A 15,287-nucleotide genomic window follows, 5' to 3' on the forward strand; every position below is an offset into this window, starting at 1 on the left:
GCGTTGACGCGGCCATCAATAGCGGTCCTTGCGGTCGCGGTAGCCGTCTTTTCTTGCGCCCTTGGCGATGCCGGACAACTGGTCCAGTTCCGGCACCGGCATGACCAGCACACCTTTGCCCTTGGGAACGAAAACGAACTCCTGGCCTGCCTCCCAGTGCTGTTCTTCACGAACAGCCTTGGGAATGGAGATCTGGAACTTGCTGGACAGCGTCGCGGTGGCGGTCATTTCGTACCTCGAATTGATCGATGGGGATTCGGTAAGAATATACCCGCTTCCCGAGGCACGCCGACGAACGGGCGCCCGCTCGCGGCGGGCGCCCGTCACAAGGAGAACGAGGAGATGGCTACAGCTGCCCGCGGCGCCGGCGCGCGACGCGCACGGCGTCGACCCAGGTGTCGATGTTGAAGCGCTGGCCCGACTCCGCGATCCGCGCGCCGGTGATCTGGTGCAGCGGAATGCGGCGCAGGTCGCCCGGCAGTTCGCCGTGGCCGTGGAGGATCCTCTTCTGCACGTCGAGGTGATCGACCTGCATCGTGCACTCCGCCTTCTGGCCGCGGGGGTCTAAATAGCGCACGTGGATGCGCGGCAGTTCGTCGACGATGGCATGTTCGCCCTTGCCCTGGATGAACCACTCGGGCAGGGTGTCGGGCGGCGAATCGCCGCTCACGCTCAGGCCGCCGCGCACGGTCGGGATCTCGAGCGGTATGTGACCCGATCGCACCCTGGCCGCCGCGATGCGGCGTTCGGTTTCGCGCCGCTCGGCGACGCGGTGCCACGCGATCCACATGATGACGAACAGGAGCAGCGCTCCCGTCAACAGCGCCACCAGGAACTGCCATTGCGCAAGTCCGATGTCCATCTGTCGGCTCCCAGGGATATAGTCATTAAGTATTCAGCATGGAAATTCTGGACGCGCGGGCATGGGGTGTCAAACGCCTTCAAGGCATAGGGCGTTCGGCCGGCCGCGCGGGCTCAGTCCTCGTGGGTGTCGTGGGTGGCCACGGCGCCGCGGCGCCAGTAACCCGAGGCCCGCATCCACTTGGGATGGGCGCCGCGTTCACCGACCAGATGGGTGCGCAGCGCCTTGGCGGCGGACGATTCGCAGGCCACCCAGGCATGGAAGTCGCCGGCCGGCAACGTGAGCTTGCGCAGCGCATCGAGCAGGCCGCTGCCAGTGCCCGGTTCGGCGCCGCGGCGGTGCACCCATTGCAAGTCCAGGCTGGCCCGGGTCTCGAAGGAGATTTCGTCGGCCTCGCTGTCGACCTCTGCCAGCACCACCGCGTGCGCGCCGGCCGGCAGCTCGGCCAGCCGGCGCCAGATGGCGGGCAGGGCGGTGTCGTCGCCGATCAGAAGGTGCCAGTCGAAGTCGGTCGGAACGATGAAGGAGCCGCGCGGCCCGCCCACGCCCAGCAGGTCGCCGACCTTGGCCTGTTCGGCCCACTGCGTGGCCGGACCGGCCTCGTGCAGCGCGAAGTCGACTTCGAGGGTGCCGGCCGCGGCATCGTGGCGGCGCGGCGTGTAGTCGCGCATGGTCGGCTTCGGGCCCTCGGGCCAGACCGGTCCGTCGGGGCCGACGGTCGGCACGGTGAGCGCGCCGGTCCCGGCATCGGGGAAAAAGATCTTGGCGTGATCGTCGAAGCCGAGGCTGGTGAAGCCGGCCAGGTCCTCACCGCCGAGCGTGATGCGGATCAAGTGCGGCGCCACGCGCTGCACCGCGCGCACCTCGAGCTTGCGAAAGCGAAGTTCATGGCGCACGCGGCGCGGCAGGCGGTCGGGGCCAGGAGAAGAAGGGGGAGAGGAAAGATAAGTCATGTCGTCGATTTCAGTTGTTGGCCGGTGAAGCCAGGCCCGTTCGGGGAACACCGCGGAACCGGCTTCGCCGGGCCGCTGGTGTTGCCCCCGGCGAGGGGGTTGGCGTAGCGACACGAAGTGCGCCAAGCCTGGGGGTGAACTCAAATCCTTTCAAGTTGTTGAGCGGCGCTGTCGAGCACCGCGGCGAATTCGTGGGCTTGTTGTTCGGTGAGGGGTTCGCGCGCGAGGCGCATGCGCATCGCGAGCTTGAGGTTCTCGATGGCGCGCACCACCTGCGGCGGCCGGCCGTGGCGCGGGCCTGCGCCGTCGACGCCGCCTTTCATGCGCGCCATCATCTCGTCGGTGATCTCGCGGTTGGCGGCAAGGAATTCGCGGCCGGCCTCGGTGATGCTGTAGCGCTTGCGGCCGCCGGCGTCGGCGAGGTCGACGCTCACGCAGCCCGTTTCCTCGAGGAGGGTGAGCGTGGGGTAGACGATGCCGGGGCTGGGGCTGTAACGGCCGCCCAGGCGGTCCTCGATGGACTTGATCAACTCGTAGCCGTGGCTGGGCTTGTCGGCGATGAGCTGCAGCAGAACGAAACGCAGGCCGCCGTGGCCGAAGATGCGGCCACTGCCACCGCCGCCACGCCCGCCGGCCAAGCCGTCGCCATGGTCGCCGCGGGGATGGCCGTGCAGAAAGTGCTTGAAAGATCGCATTGGAATGGGCTCGATGTCGTTATCTGATTCAATAAAGATATATCTAAATATTATCTTAGTCAAGGCTTGGGACCGATGACCAGCCCGCGCCACACCTATGTCGCACGCATCAACCGCGTGATCGACCACATCGACGCGCACCTGGCCGACACGCTCGATCTCGCGACGCTGGCTGGCGTCGCGCACTTTTCTTCCTGGCATTTCCATCGCGTATTCCAGGCCATGGCCGGCGAGACGCTGGCCGATTGCGTGCGGCGGCGCCGGCTGGAGGTGGCGGCGGCCCGGCTGCTGGGCCTGCCGCCCGAGCCGGTGCTGGCGATTGCGCTCGACGTCGGCTTCGGCTCGGCGGCGGTGTTCACGCGGGCCTTCAATGCTCACTTCGGCGTCACCCCCACGGACTGGCGGCGCGGCGCCTACCGTTCGTGGGCCGAACGCCACCGCATCGAACTCGGCAAGATTCATCAAGCCGACCGCAAGGCGCATCAAGCCGTGGCCGAGGCTTTCCGACACGATGAACGTTCCTGGCCCAAGGGGCCTGTTTCTCGTTCAGGAGACAGCGAAATGAAGATCGAACTCAAGACCCTGCCGGAGGTCCGCGTGGCCTACATGCGGCACGTCGGCCCGTATGGCGACTCGGGGATCACGCGCACCTGGCAGCGCTTCGCTGCCTGGTGCGGCGAGCACGGCCTGATGGAACCGCGGCGCACGATGTACGGCGTCAGCCACGACAACCCCGATGTCACGCCGCCGGCGAAATGCCGCTACGACGCCTGCGTCGAGGTCGGCGAGGGCTTTCGGCCCGAGGGCGAGATCGGCGTGCAGACGGTTGGTGGCGGGCGCTATGCCTGCACCGAATTCACCGGTCCGTCGACCGAGATCCATACGGCCTGGATGAATCTGTGCGACTGGCTGCCGGACAGCGGTTACCAGCCCGCCGACGGCGCGCCGATCGAAATCTACGGCCGCGACTTCGAGATGGACGAGAAGACGGGGGCGTTCAACTGCACGCTGTGCATGCCGGTGCGGCCGCTCTGACTAGCGCTGCGGCATGTCCTTGACCGAGTAGCCGAGGCTCACGGTCGCGTCATGAGGGATGGGGGGCATGCCGGCGTTCCAGGCCTGCCAGGCTTCGCGCATCGCGGCCAGCCGTTCGGGCTCGCGCGGCGCCTGGTTGGCGCGTTCGCGTTCGTCGGCCGGGATGTTGAACAGGTACTCGTTGCCGTCGACCTGCAGGTACTTCCAGTCGCCGTCGCGCAGGGCGCGCTGATTGCGGTGGTTCATGCGCCAGTGCAGCGGGCGGCGGAAGCTCGTCGTCGCGTCGCGCAGCACGGGCAGGAGCGACACGCCGTCGAGCGGGTAGCTCGGGTCGGCCTTGGCGCCTGCCGCGTCGAGCATCGTGGCGGACCAGTCCATCGTCATGCAATGCTGGGCGCTCTCGGCGCCGGCGCGGATGAGCGCCGGCCAATGCGCGATCCACGGCACCCGGATGCCGCCTTCGGTCAGGTCCATCTTGCCGCCGACCAGCGGCCAGTTGTCGGAGAAGCGTTCGCCCCCGTTGTCGCTGGTGAACACGACCAGCGTGTCGCTGGCGATGCCGTGTTTCTCGAGCGCCGCCAAGATCCAGCCGATGCCTTCGTCCATGTGGTGGATCATGCGGCGGTAGGTGTGGATGTTGCCGCCGGCCAGGTCGAACAGGTTGTTCTTCACTGTGGGCGCCTTGGCCGCGTCCTCGCGCGTTTCCCAAGGCCAGTGCGGCGCGGTGTAATGCAGGCTCAGGAAGAAGGGTGCATCCTTGTTCGCCATGCGCGCAACGTAGTCGACCGCGCGCCGCGAGAGCAGGTCGGTGAGGTAGCCCTCTTCCTTTTGATCTTCCTCGCCCGACCAGAGGTCGTGCCGGCCGCTCGAATCGCAATGCGTGAAGTAGTCGACGCCGCCCGACATCGGGCCGAAGAATTCTTCATAACCCGAACGCAGCGGACCGAAGGCCGGCGCAAAGCCCAGGTGCCATTTGCCGATGAGGGCCGTGCGGTAGCCCGCTTCGCGCAGCAGCGAGGGCAGGGTGGGATGCTCCGGCGGCAGGCCCAGCGTGGCGCTGCCGCGGCTCTTGCTGTTGATCGGCTCCTCGGCCGCGCCGCGAAGGCGGTACTGGTAGCGCGCCGTCATCAGCGCGAAGCGCGTGGGCGAGCACACCGGCGAGTTCGCGTAGCCCTGCGTGAAGCGGATGCCGTTCGCGGCCAGCCGGTCGAGCACCGGCGACACGGGCCCGAAGTCGGCATCGCGGCCGCCGTAGCAGCCGAGGTCGGCAAAACCGAGGTCGTCGGCGACGATGAAGATGATGTTGGGACGTTGCATGAAAAAGTTCAGGGTTGGTAGCCGGACTTCTGGACCACGGGCGCCCACTGGGCGCGGTAGGCCTTGAGCATGGCCGCCGTCTGCTCCTGCGTGCTGGCCACCGGCGTCATCAGCGAATCCTTGAAGCGGCGCACGGTGTCCGGGTCCTGCATGACCTCGCGGATGGCCTGCGACAGGCGTGCGACCTTCTCGCGCGGCATGGTCGCGGGCGCGAAGAAGGTGTTCCAGCCGGTGGCGACCAGGTCGAGCCCGGCCTCCTTGAAGGTGGGCACCTCGGGCGCGAAGGGCGAGCGCTTCGCGCCCGACATCGCGAGGATGCGGATCTTGCCGGCCTGGTGCTGCGGGATGACCACGTCCAGCGTGTCGACGGCGATCGGCACCTGCCCGCCGATCAGGTCGGTCAAGAGCGGGCTGGAGCCGCGGTAGCCGATCACTTGCGTCGGCACCTTGGCCTTCTCGCCCACCATGAGCCCGAAGAAGTGCGGCAGGCTGCCGGTGGCGGGCACACCGACGTTGGCCTTCTCGGGATTGGCCCGCATCCAGGCCAGCAGGTGCGGCAACTCGCGCACCGGCACGGCAGTCGCCACCGACAGCGCGAATTCGTAGTCGTTGACGTGCGAGACCGGCACGAAGTCGCGTTCGGCGTCATAGCCGTTGTCCTTGAAGACCAGCGGCGCCACGACCATCACGGCCGGGTTGGCCAGCATCAGCACGTTCTGCGCGGCGGGCGTGGCCTTGACTTGCTGGGCCGCGAGGCGGCCGCCCGCGCCGGGCTTGTTGTCGACCACGACCGGCACGCCGAGCTTGGCCTGCAGCTTGTCACCGACGATGCGCGCCACGCGGTCGGTCGCGCCGCCGGGCGCGTAGCCCACCACGATGCGCAGCGGGCTGTCCAGCGGCTGGGCCGCGGCGGCGCAGGCGATGGCGGCCAGAGCGAGGGTGCCGGTGAGCCGGCGAAGAATGTGTTTCAGCATGGAGAGGGTTCCCGTTCAGTCGTTGGCTTGGAAGTTCACGGCTCGCATGATGCCGCCCCAGCGCGCCGTGTCCTCGCGCATGGTCTTCAGCAAGGCCACGGCATCGTCGCCCACGGGGTACATGCCGTTCTGCAGCAGCTGCTGGCGCACTTCGCGCGCATTGACGGCGCGGGTGAATTCGGCCCGCAGCTTGTCGACGATGGGCTGCGGCGTGTTGCGCGGCGCGTAGTAGGCGAACCAGGCAGCTGCGACCACGTCCTTGTAGCCGGCCTCGGCGAAGGTCGGCAGGCTGGGCATCAGCGGCGAGCGCTTGTCGCCGCTGGTGGCCAGCACCTTCACGCGGCCGGTGGTCTGCAGCTGGAGCGCGCCGCCCACGGTGTCGAAGTAAACCGGCACGGTGCCGCCCATCACGTCCTGACGCGCCGGCGTCGAGCCGCGGTAGGCGACGTGGACCATCTTCAGGCCGGCCGCGCGGTTGAGCATCTCGCCGAGAAAGTGCGAGGGTGTGCCGGCGCCGTAGGAGGCGAAGCTCAGCTTGTCGCCCTGGCTCTTGGCCCAGGCGATGAACTCCGGCAGCGTGTTGGCGGGCACCTCCTTGTGGACCACCAGCGCCAACTCGAAGCGCGCTGCATTGATGATCGGCACGAACTCCTTGATCGGGTCGTAGGAGAGATTGCGGTAGGCGCTCGGGAACATGGTCATCATGCTGGCGGTGCCGAGCAGCAGGGTGCGGCCGTCGGGTGGCGCGGTCTTCACGGCCTCGACCGCGATGCGGCCGGCCGCGCCGGAGCGGTTGTCGACCACCAGCGGCCCGAGCGAGTCGCGCACCTCGTGCGCGATCGCCCGCGTCAGCACGTCCTGCGTGCCGCCGGCGGGCACGCCGATCAGCACCTTGATCGGCTGGCCGGGGCTGAAGGCAGCTTGGGCGCCGGCCAGTGGCGCGAGCGCGAGGCCGCCGAGCGCGGCAAGGGCCTGGCGGCGGTCGATCGAAGCAAAGGGCATGGTTGTCGTCTCCTGGGTGTGCCGTGGCGCCGCACGACTCTAGAGGCTCGACAATCGATTGATCAAATCAACTGTTCTGCGGAAAAACCCGATGGCCGAAGCGCTCAGACCGCTGGACGACCTGCTGCTGTACCGGCTCAGCCGCCTGCTGTCGGTGGCCGGCGGCATGGTCATCCGCCTGTGCGAAGGCCGCTTCGGCATCACGCGGCGCGAGTGGCGCCTGATCGCGACGCTGGCCAGCCGCGGCGCGCTGGGCTCCTCGCAGCTCGCAGAGCATGCGCAGCTGGACCGTGCGCGCACCTCGAAGGCAGTGGGCTCGCTGGTGGCGAAGGGGCTGGTCTTGCGCACCCAGCCGGGCGGCGACAGGCGTCATGTGCTGCTGCGCCTCACGGACAAGGGCAGCGTGCTCTATGCCGAACTCTTTCCGCTCGTGTCGGCGATCAATGCGCAGCTCATGTCGGTGCTCGACGAGCGCGCCGCCGCGCAGCTCGACGCGTCGCTGTCGCGTCTGCAGGCGCAGGCCGAAGCGATGGCCGCCGACGCGGTGCTGCCCAAGGCCGACCGCGGGCGGCGCGGTCCCTAGGCGGGCGCGGCTTGCGGCGGGGCCGTGTCCTCGATACGCAGCCTGGGCAGGAACTGCGGGTACTCGCGCTGCATGAAGTCGATAAGCCCTTCGCGCACCGTGCAGCGCAAGTCGAAGGCCAGCGACGAAGACGCCGCGGTGCAGAGCACGCGGATCTGCATGCTGCGCTCGGTGGCATCGGTCACGCGCAGGTTGAAGAAGCGGCCGTCCCATTCGGGCGCTGCCTTCACGATGCGCTCCGCCTCCTCGCGCAGCGGCGCGAGCGGCATGCCGTAATCGGCATGGATGAAGACCGAGCCGAGCAGCTGCGCGTCGTGGCGGGTCCAGTTCTGGAACGGCTTCTCGATGAAGTAGCTGAGCGGCAGGATCATGCGCCGGTCGTCCCAGATCCTGAGCACGACGAAGGTGCCGGTGATCTCCTCGACGCGGCCCCATTCGCCTTCGACCACCAGCACGTCGTCCATGCGGATCGGCTGCGCCAGCGCGATCTGCAGGCCCGCGATGAGGTTGCTGAACACGGGCTTGGCGGCCAGGCCCGCCACGATGCCGATCACGCCCGCCGAGGCCAGCAGGCTGGCGCCGACCTGGCGTGCGCCCGGAATGGTCATCAGCATCATCGCGCCGCCGGCCACCAGCAGCACCGAATTGGCGGTGCGCGCGAGCACGCGTGTCTGCGTGAGCACGCGGCGCGCCTGCAGGTTGTCGGTCACGTCATGGGGATGCTGGGCCAGCACGCCCTCGGCGAAGCTGTTGACGGCCCTGACGGTGAGCCAGGTGACCGCGGCAATCAGCAGCAGCCCGTTCAGGTGCCGGACGCTTCCGATGAAGCGCAGGTCGTCGGGCGCAGCCTGCCACACCATCTGGAGCGCCGCCAGCGGCAGCACGACGCGCGCGGCATTCTCGATGCCGATCAGCATCGCGAACAGCGCGGGCGTGGAACGGGTCACGCGCTTGAGCACGATGCCGCCGAGGCGGTGGACCAGCAGCGCGAGCGGCACGACGATCAGGGCGGCCAGGCAGGGGCCGAACCACGCATGGGCGAGCAGCATTTCCTTGTTCATCAGGCAGCCTTGGGGAGGTTCTCGTCCAGGGGTTGCAGGATGCGTGCCGCATCGTCGCGCAACTGCGCGGCGATGCCAGTCGCCAGGTCGAGCCGGCGCAGCAGCCAGGGGCTGACGTCGTTGTCGAAGGGATCGGGCAGCGGGATCGGCCCGGCCAGCGTGGTGGCGGAGGCGCTCTCCGGCATCACCGGTCCGGTCGTGGGCGCGCTGCCGATGGCGGCCTCGATGCGCTCGGCGGTGCGCGCGAGCGGCCCTTCGATCTCGGCTGGCGTGAGCCGGTCGCGCCTGAGCACCAGCATCGACTTGACCGCACTCAGCTGCGCCAGCAACTGGTAGCTGTGCGCCTGCAGGTGCTCGAGCGGCTCGAGCGGCGGCTGCACTGCGCGCGGTTCCGACAGCGAGCGCTGCGTGGCTTGCACCAGCGCCGAGAGGCTGTCGTAGGCCTCGCGGCGCGCGAGCCGCCATTCGAGTTCGGGGCTGGTGACCACCGAGCGCAGCTGGCCGAGGCCCAGCGCCAGCCGGGCATGGCGCGCCTGCGCCGTGAGCGTTCGCGCCACCAGCGCCGGAATCTGGCTGCGCTCCCACGAGGGCAGCACGTAGCAGAAGGCCCAGGCCAGCGCGGCGCCGATCAGCGTGTCGGCCACGCGCTCGAAGAGCGCGAAGGTCGGGCTCATGCCGACGTTCAGCATGTGGGCCTGGAGCAGGCCGAGCACGGTGGCGGCCACGGAGGTGACCAGGTAGCGCCGCACCGCGAAGCCGTGCGCAATCGCCTGCGCCACCGTCACCGCGGCCAGCATGCCCAGCGGCGAGGGATGCGCGGACAGCAAGGCCACCGCGAGCACGCAGCCCAGCAACGTGCCGGCCACGCGGCTGTTGCGCCGCTCCAGCGTTTGCGACAGGCTGCCGCGCAGCACCACCACGATGGTCAAGAGGATCCAGTAGTCGTGTGAACCCCAGGGCAGCATCACCGCGATCGCGTAGCCGGTGGCAATGGCGAGCGCGGCGCGGATCGCATGGCGCAGCGGCGGCGCATCCCAGCGCCACAGCGTGAGAAAGGGGCGCAGCGACCACTCGGTGGGACTCACGAACATCTGCCAGTTGGCCCGCACCACCGTGAGGTCGGGCTCGACATCGCCGCGCGCCATGGCCACCAGGCGCAGCACTTCGTCGTTGATGTGGCCGATGCGGCTGGCCAGGCCGCGCGCAAGCATCGCGGGCGTCGGCCCGATCTGGCCGGCGGGCGGCGGCGCGTCTTCGTCGTCGAGGTGGATGGCCGCCAGCTCGGGACGGCGATCGGGCACCGCGGCAGGCTCGCGGCCCAGCAGCAGCGTATCGGCCAGCGCTTCAGTCTCGTCGGCCAGCTCGTCGAGCACGCGCTGCATCTCGCAGAGCGCCGCGGCATGGCCGGGATGCGCCTTGAGCGCGTCGAGGTCGAGTTCGCTGGCCAGCAGCAGGTCGCGCAGCTCGAGCACCAGCACCAGCATGCCGGCCAGCCGCTGCCGGCGCGGCGTGCGCGGCGATTCGAGCACGATGTCGCGCGTCGCCTGCAGTTGGTCGGCCAGCGCGGCCTGCTCGCGCAGCAGCTGGCCGAGCAGCGAGGCCGGCACTTCGCGCACGTCGCCGGAATCGTCCCTGGGCGTGAACTGCCGGGCCTCGGTGCGCATCAGCGCGGCCAGCGAAAGCAGCACGTCGGCCATCGCCTGCACGCGGTAGCGGCCGTTGAGCGCATGGTTGGAGAGCACCGCGTAGATCACGTAGAGGCCGGCCCCGATGCCGAAGTGCAGCGTGCGTTCGAGCGCTTCGGTCATGCCCGTGGGCGCGGGCGTGGCCATCGAGAAGATCATCGAGAACATGACCGCAATCGCGATCGGAATGCCGCGCTTGCCCCAGGCCATGGCGACGAAGGCCAGGAAGGTCGCCGGCACCAGCAGCAGGCCGAGGCGCAGCGGCGCCGAGTGCAGCAGCTGCACGAAAAAGAACAGCGGCAGCCCGATCAGCGGCGACGGCAGCATCTGCCAGAACTTGCCGCGGCGCGGGCCGGGCAGGTCGGGCGGGGCGGTGACGATCACGCCGACGGCAGCCGCCGAGGCGGCCAGGGTGCCCAGCACCAGATGCACGCCGCCGGAGATCAGCAGCAGCCCGAAGGCGACCGACAGGCCGTTCGCGACGTAATGCGAGAGCGCCACGCGCAGCGCGGCGCGGCCCCGGTCCGCGGTGGCGCGTTGCGCCCGCATCACTTGGCGTCGTCGTCGTCCAGGGCGGGCCCGACAGGCGACTCGCGGCGCAGGCGCGTGAGCTTGCGCGGCGCCGGCGCGGCTGCCGTGTCGGCCGGTGCCTCGGCATCGGTCTGCGCACCGACGACGGTGCTGCGCGCGTAGACGTCGCCCGGGTGGGCCGAGGGATCGACGGCGCGCACGCGGTCGCTGGCGCGCAGCTTGTCGTCGACGCTGGCGAACTTCGAGTACTTGCCCAGGATCGGCACCAGCTGGCCATAGATCCGCGGGGCGCCGGCAAGGCACTCGCGCTGCTCGAGGAAGTCGGGCTCGCCGGTGAAATTGCCGATCAGGCCGCCCGCTTCGGTGACGATCAGCGAGCCGGCCGCCACGTCCCAGATGTTGAGGCCGGTTTCGAAGAAGGCATCGGTGAAGCCGGCCGCCACGTAGGCCAGGTCGAGCGCGGCCGCGCCGGGGCGGCGCAGGCCGGCGGCGCGCGGCATCAGGTCGGCCATGATGGCCAGGTACTGCTTGAAGTTGTCGCCGGTGCGGAAGGGGAAGCCGGTCGAGATCAGGCACTCGTTGAGCCGCGTGCGCTTGCTCACGCGCAGGCGGCGGTCGTTCATGAAGGCGCCGCGGCCCCTGGTGGCCGTGAAGAGGTCGTTGCGGCTGGGGTCGTAGATGACGGCCTGCTCGACCTTGCCCTTGATCGCGAGCGCGATCGAGACGCAGTAGACCGGGAAGCCGTGGATGAAGTTCGTGGTGCCGTCCAGCGGATCGATGATCCAGACGTAGTCGGAATCCTTGGCGCCGTGCTCGGTGCCCGATTCCTCGGCCAGGATGCCGTGCCCCGGGTAGGCGCCGAGCAGCGTCTCGATGATCGCTCGCTCGCTCGCGTGGTCGACTTCGGTGACGAAGTCGTTGACCTGCTTCTGCGAAATGCGCACCGCTTCGACATCGAGCGCGGCGCGGTTGATGATGGCGCCGGCGGCGCGGGCGGCCTTGACGGCCACGTTGAGCATGGGGTGCAGGTTGGGGGACGACATTGGATTGTGGGAAGAACGGCGGGCGGCGCCGGAACGCGCCCTGGAATGCGGCCCGGCGATGCGGGCGGCGAGAATCGGGGGATTTTACATGCGCACCCGATTCATCCTGATCCAGACCAGCCACGCCGGCAACGTCGGTGCTGCCGCGCGCGCCATGAAGACCATGGGCTTCGGCGATCTCGTGCTGGTCGCGCCGCGCTGGGCCAATGTGTTGCGGCGCGAGGAGACCATCCAGCGCGCGAGCGGGGCGCTGGACGTGCTGGCCAATGCGCGCATCGTCGAGACGCTGGACGAGGCGCTCGACGGTGTCACCCACCTGTGCGCGACCGCGATGGTGCCGCGCGACTTCGGCCCGCCCACGCGCACGCCGCGCGAGCACCTGGAGCCGCTCGCCAAGGATGAGGGGCAGCACGTGGCCTTCCTGTTCGGCTCGGAGCGTTTCGGCATGCGCAACGAGGATGTCTACCGCTGCCATGTCGCGCTCAGCATTCCGACCGATCCGAGCTTCGGCTCGCTGAACCTCGGCGCGGCGATCCAGGTGATTGCCTACGAATGGCGGCTCGCGCTGGGCGGCTACGCGGTGCGGGATGCCACCGCACCGGTCCAGGCGGCCGATGCGCAGGCCGTGGCCGGCATGCTCGAACACTGGGAGCGCTCGCTGGTGCAGATCGGCTTTCTGGACCCCGAGGCGCCCAAGAAGCTGATGCCGCGGCTGCAGCAGCTCTTCAACCGCGCGCAGCCGACGCCGGAGGAGATTCACATCCTGCGCGGCATCGCCAAGGCGATGGCGGATGCGTCACAGAAAACCCCATCGCGCGTGCGCGATGACCCGAGCCCTTAGACTGCGCGGCCCATATAGCCATAACAAGAACATCCATGTTCTCGCGCCTGCGCTCCGACATCCAGTGCATCCTCGACCGCGATCCGGCCGCCCGGACGCGCTGGGAAGTGTTGACCCTCTATCCGGGCCTGCATGCCGTGGTGCTGCACCGCCTTGCGCACTGGTGCTGGGGCCATGGCCTGAAGTGGATCGGGCGCTTCATCTCGCAATGCTCGCGATGGTTCACCGGCATCGAGATCCATCCGGGCGCGATCGTCGGCGACCGCGTGTTCTTCGATCATGCGATGGGCGTGGTGGTCGGTGAGACCGCCGAGATCGGCGACGGCTGCACGATCTACCAGGGCGTGACGCTCGGCGGCACCTCGCTCTACAAGGGCGCCAAGCGGCATCCGACGCTGGGCAAGGACGTGGTGGTCAGTGCCGGGGCCAAGGTGCTCGGCGGCTTCGTGGTCGGCGACGGCGCCAAGATCGGAAGCAACGCCGTCGTGATCAAGCCGGTGCCCGCGGGCGCCACGGCAGTGGGCATTCCGGCGCGCATCATTCCGTCGAAGGCGGGCACCAGTGCCGACGTCACGACCGCCGACAGGAAGTTCACGGCCTACGGGATCACGATGGAAGACGACCCGTTGTCGCAGGCCATGAAGGGGCTGATCGACAACGCGTCGGGCCAGGATCACCAGATCGCGCTGCTGTGGCAGGCGATCGAGGCCTTGTCCGCGCAGCCCGGAAAGAAGGATTGCGTGCCGGGCGATGCGGCGCGGGAAGAGTGCTTCGAGGCGGAGCGCCTGACGCAGCTGGTGGGGAAGTGAACTTGCTCACTCTCCCTCTGGGAGAGGGTTGGGGTGAGGGTGGGGCGTTGGGCCTTTGATTCGGTTGCATGGGAGCCGGGAGTTCGCCCCGGCGGGCGAGTCACTTTCTTTGTCTCGCCAAAGAAAGTAAGCAAAGAAAAGGCGACCCCACTGTGCGTGTCCCTCCACCTCGTTCCGGGCAACCTGCGGTGCTCGCTTCAGGCGGGGTCCGCGCAAACTCGCTTCGCTCAAACACGCGCGGCCCTTCTTCCGCCTGAAGCTGCGCTCCTCGGCACGCCCAGAGCCCGAGCTACTCCCCTCTGGCTGCGCCGAGGAGCGCAGCTTTTCGCGGATCAGGGCTCGCGATGGTCTGAGCGAAGCGAGTTCGAGCGCGACCCCGCGAAAAGCGAGCACCGCAGGTTGCCCCGCAGCTTCGCTGCGGGGTCGCAGACAGTGGGGTCGCCTTTCCTTGGTTACTTTCTTTGGCAAGACAAAGAAAGTGACTCGCCCGCCGGGGCGAGACCCGGCTCCGGCGCCCAACAAAGCATGCAACCGAATCAAAGGCCCAACGCCCCACCCCAACCCTCCCCCAGGGGGAGGGAGCAAAGAAGGTGATTCAACGCGACCGGATCGCCGACTTCGGCCGGAACGCCTTGCACACCGATTCGTCGGTTTCCAGATAAGGCCCGCCGATCAGGTCGATGCAATAGGGCACCGCGGCAAAGATTCCCGGCACCACCTGCGCGCCCTGGGCGTCCTTCAATCCTTCGAGCGTCTCCGCGATCGCCTTCGGCTGCCCCGGCAGATTGATGATCAGGCTGCGATCGCGGACGACCGCCACCTGGCGGGAAAGAATCGCCGTTGGCACGAAGCGCAGGCTGATCTGCCGCATCTGCTCGCCGAAGCCGGGCATTTCCCTGTGCGCCACGGCGAGCGTCGCTTCCGGCGTCACGTCGCGCAGGGCCGGCCCGGTGCCGCCGGTCGTCAGCACCAGCGAACAGCCGGCGTCCACCAGCTCGATCAGCGCCGCGCTGATGCCCGCCTGCTCGTCGGGAATCAGTCGCGGCTCGAAGCGGATCGGGTTGCGCAGCGCGCGCTGCAGCCATTCCTGCAGCGCGGGCAGGCCCTTGTCCTCGTAGACGCCGCTGGAGGCGCGGTCGCTGATCGAGACGATGCCGATGCGCACCGGGTCGAATGTGCCGACTTCGCTCATGCGTCCTCCTCGCGCGACTGTTCCGAGGCCTCGGCCGCATGGTCGTCGGTGCCATGCACGCCCAGCTGCACGCGCACGATCTGGAACACCTCGCGGTAGGCCTTGCCCTGGCGCGGCGCCTCGCCGGGCGGTCCGGCCTTGATGTCCTTGCGCGCCTGGCGCACCAGCGCACGCAGCTGCTGGGCGTCGGTGCCGGGATGGGTTTCGATCCAGCCGCCGAGCGCGTCGTCGTCGGCAATCAGGCGGTCGCGCCAGCGTTCGGCGTCGTGCAGGATCGCGGTCTCCTGGGCCGGGCCGCGGTTCTGCTCGTCGAGTGCGCTGCGCACGGCGTCGAGTGTCGCCGCATCGAGGCCGCGCATCAGCTTGCCGATGAACTGCATCTGGCGCCGCTTGCCTTCGAAATTGGTGATGCGCTTGGCTTCTTCGATCGCGTCCTTCAGCTTCTCGCCGAGATCGAGTTTGTCGAGCAGGCCGGCGCGCAACGTGAGCAGGGCTTCGCCCAGCGCCTGCAGTTCGGTGCTTTCGCGCTTGAGATCGGTTCTGCTTGCTGCGTCGGTGCCCTTGAGCTCGCGCTTGAGCTCCAGATCGAGTTCGCTGCCTTCGGCCACGAACTGGCCGCGGACGAAGTAGCCTTTTTTGGGTTTGCGGGACATAGAGGCAATCGTTGGCCGCACCATCGGGAACAGGGGGCGCAAGTATCATAG

At 68.7% G+C, this 15,287-nt stretch carries 16 protein-coding genes; 4 read left to right on the forward strand and 12 right to left on the reverse strand.

Annotated features, from left to right (window positions below; all coding sequences use genetic code 11):
* Positions 1–15 precede the first annotated feature (15 nt).
* From BLS74_RS01460 to BLS74_RS01475, 4 genes are all read right to left on the reverse strand, one after another.
* Positions 16–228, reverse strand: a complete 213-nt coding sequence (locus BLS74_RS01460; RefSeq protein ID WP_093102362.1) for an AbrB/MazE/SpoVT family DNA-binding domain-containing protein — start codon at positions 226–228, stop codon at positions 16–18.
* A gap of 118 nt (positions 229–346) precedes the next feature.
* Positions 347–862, reverse strand: a complete 516-nt coding sequence (locus BLS74_RS01465; RefSeq protein ID WP_093102364.1) for a hypothetical protein — start codon at positions 860–862, stop codon at positions 347–349.
* Between the two features lie 113 nt (positions 863–975).
* Entirely contained in the window at positions 976–1,815 is an 840-nt protein-coding gene (locus tag BLS74_RS01470) for a siderophore-interacting protein (RefSeq protein WP_093102365.1), read from the reverse strand.
* A 140-nt stretch (positions 1,816–1,955) separates the two neighbouring features.
* Complete coding sequence (locus tag BLS74_RS01475) at positions 1,956–2,510, reverse strand: PadR family transcriptional regulator (protein ID WP_093102367.1); 555 nt, start codon at positions 2,508–2,510, stop codon at positions 1,956–1,958.
* A 75-nt stretch (positions 2,511–2,585) separates the two neighbouring features.
* On the opposite strand from BLS74_RS01475, the gene BLS74_RS01480 reads away from it, so the two are divergent.
* On the forward strand, positions 2,586–3,545 hold the full coding sequence (locus tag BLS74_RS01480; protein ID WP_093102368.1) for an AraC family transcriptional regulator: 960 nt from the start codon (positions 2,586–2,588) through the stop codon (positions 3,543–3,545).
* On the opposite strand, the gene BLS74_RS01485 is transcribed toward BLS74_RS01480, so the two are convergent.
* From BLS74_RS01485 to BLS74_RS01495, 3 genes are read right to left on the reverse strand one after another with little or no spacing between them, the layout of a single operon-like run.
* Positions 3,546–4,862 (reverse strand): sulfatase family protein, encoded by a 1,317-nt coding sequence (locus tag BLS74_RS01485; RefSeq protein WP_093102370.1) that lies wholly within the window; start codon positions 4,860–4,862, stop codon positions 3,546–3,548.
* 8 nt (positions 4,863–4,870) lie between these two features.
* A complete protein-coding gene (locus BLS74_RS01490) occupies positions 4,871–5,836 on the reverse strand; it encodes a Bug family tripartite tricarboxylate transporter substrate binding protein (protein WP_093102371.1) in 966 nt (321 codons plus the stop codon).
* A 15-nt stretch (positions 5,837–5,851) separates the two neighbouring features.
* Positions 5,852–6,838: a Bug family tripartite tricarboxylate transporter substrate binding protein gene (locus BLS74_RS01495; RefSeq protein ID WP_093102373.1), complete on the reverse strand. Its 987-nt coding sequence runs from the start codon at positions 6,836–6,838 to the stop codon at positions 5,852–5,854.
* Between the two features lie 91 nt (positions 6,839–6,929).
* Here BLS74_RS01495 and BLS74_RS01500 point away from each other — a divergent pair, with 91 nt between their 5' ends.
* Positions 6,930–7,421, forward strand: a complete 492-nt coding sequence (locus BLS74_RS01500; RefSeq protein WP_093102374.1) for a MarR family winged helix-turn-helix transcriptional regulator — start codon at positions 6,930–6,932, stop codon at positions 7,419–7,421.
* Here BLS74_RS01500 and BLS74_RS01505 read toward each other — a convergent pair.
* Genes BLS74_RS01505 through BLS74_RS01515 form a run of 3 tightly spaced genes read right to left on the reverse strand, consistent with a single transcriptional unit; the run spans position 7,418 to position 11,741 of the window.
* Entirely contained in the window at positions 7,418–8,482 is a 1,065-nt protein-coding gene (locus BLS74_RS01505) for a mechanosensitive ion channel family protein (protein ID WP_093102376.1), read from the reverse strand. The two genes, BLS74_RS01500 and BLS74_RS01505, sit on opposite strands and share 4 nt — an antisense overlap.
* Positions 8,482–10,716: an FUSC family protein gene (locus BLS74_RS01510; RefSeq protein ID WP_093102377.1), complete on the reverse strand. Its 2,235-nt coding sequence runs from the start codon at positions 10,714–10,716 to the stop codon at positions 8,482–8,484. Before BLS74_RS01510 ends, BLS74_RS01505 begins: the two co-directional genes overlap by 1 nt.
* Complete coding sequence (locus BLS74_RS01515) at positions 10,716–11,741, reverse strand: inositol monophosphatase family protein (protein WP_093102379.1); 1,026 nt, start codon at positions 11,739–11,741, stop codon at positions 10,716–10,718. The genes BLS74_RS01510 and BLS74_RS01515 overlap by 1 nt, the downstream gene beginning before the upstream one ends.
* 88 nt (positions 11,742–11,829) lie before the next feature.
* On the opposite strand from BLS74_RS01515, the gene BLS74_RS01520 reads away from it, so the two are divergent.
* Positions 11,830–12,582 (forward strand): RNA methyltransferase, encoded by a 753-nt coding sequence (locus tag BLS74_RS01520; protein ID WP_093102380.1) that lies wholly within the window; start codon positions 11,830–11,832, stop codon positions 12,580–12,582.
* 35 nt (positions 12,583–12,617) lie between these two features.
* Positions 12,618–13,391 (forward strand): serine O-acetyltransferase, encoded by a 774-nt coding sequence (cysE, locus tag BLS74_RS01525; protein ID WP_093102382.1) that lies wholly within the window; start codon positions 12,618–12,620, stop codon positions 13,389–13,391.
* A 595-nt stretch (positions 13,392–13,986) separates the two neighbouring features.
* Here cysE and mog read toward each other — a convergent pair.
* Entirely contained in the window at positions 13,987–14,583 is a 597-nt protein-coding gene (gene mog, locus BLS74_RS01530; RefSeq protein WP_093102383.1) for a molybdopterin adenylyltransferase, read from the reverse strand.
* Complete coding sequence (yjgA, locus tag BLS74_RS01535) at positions 14,580–15,236, reverse strand: ribosome biogenesis factor YjgA (RefSeq protein ID WP_093102385.1); 657 nt, start codon at positions 15,234–15,236, stop codon at positions 14,580–14,582. Before yjgA ends, mog begins: the two co-directional genes overlap by 4 nt.
* Between the last annotated feature and the right edge of the window lie 51 nt (positions 15,237–15,287).

This window comes from Variovorax sp. CF079 (genome assembly GCF_900101545.1).
Lineage (GTDB): Bacteria > Pseudomonadota > Gammaproteobacteria > Burkholderiales > Burkholderiaceae_C > Variovorax.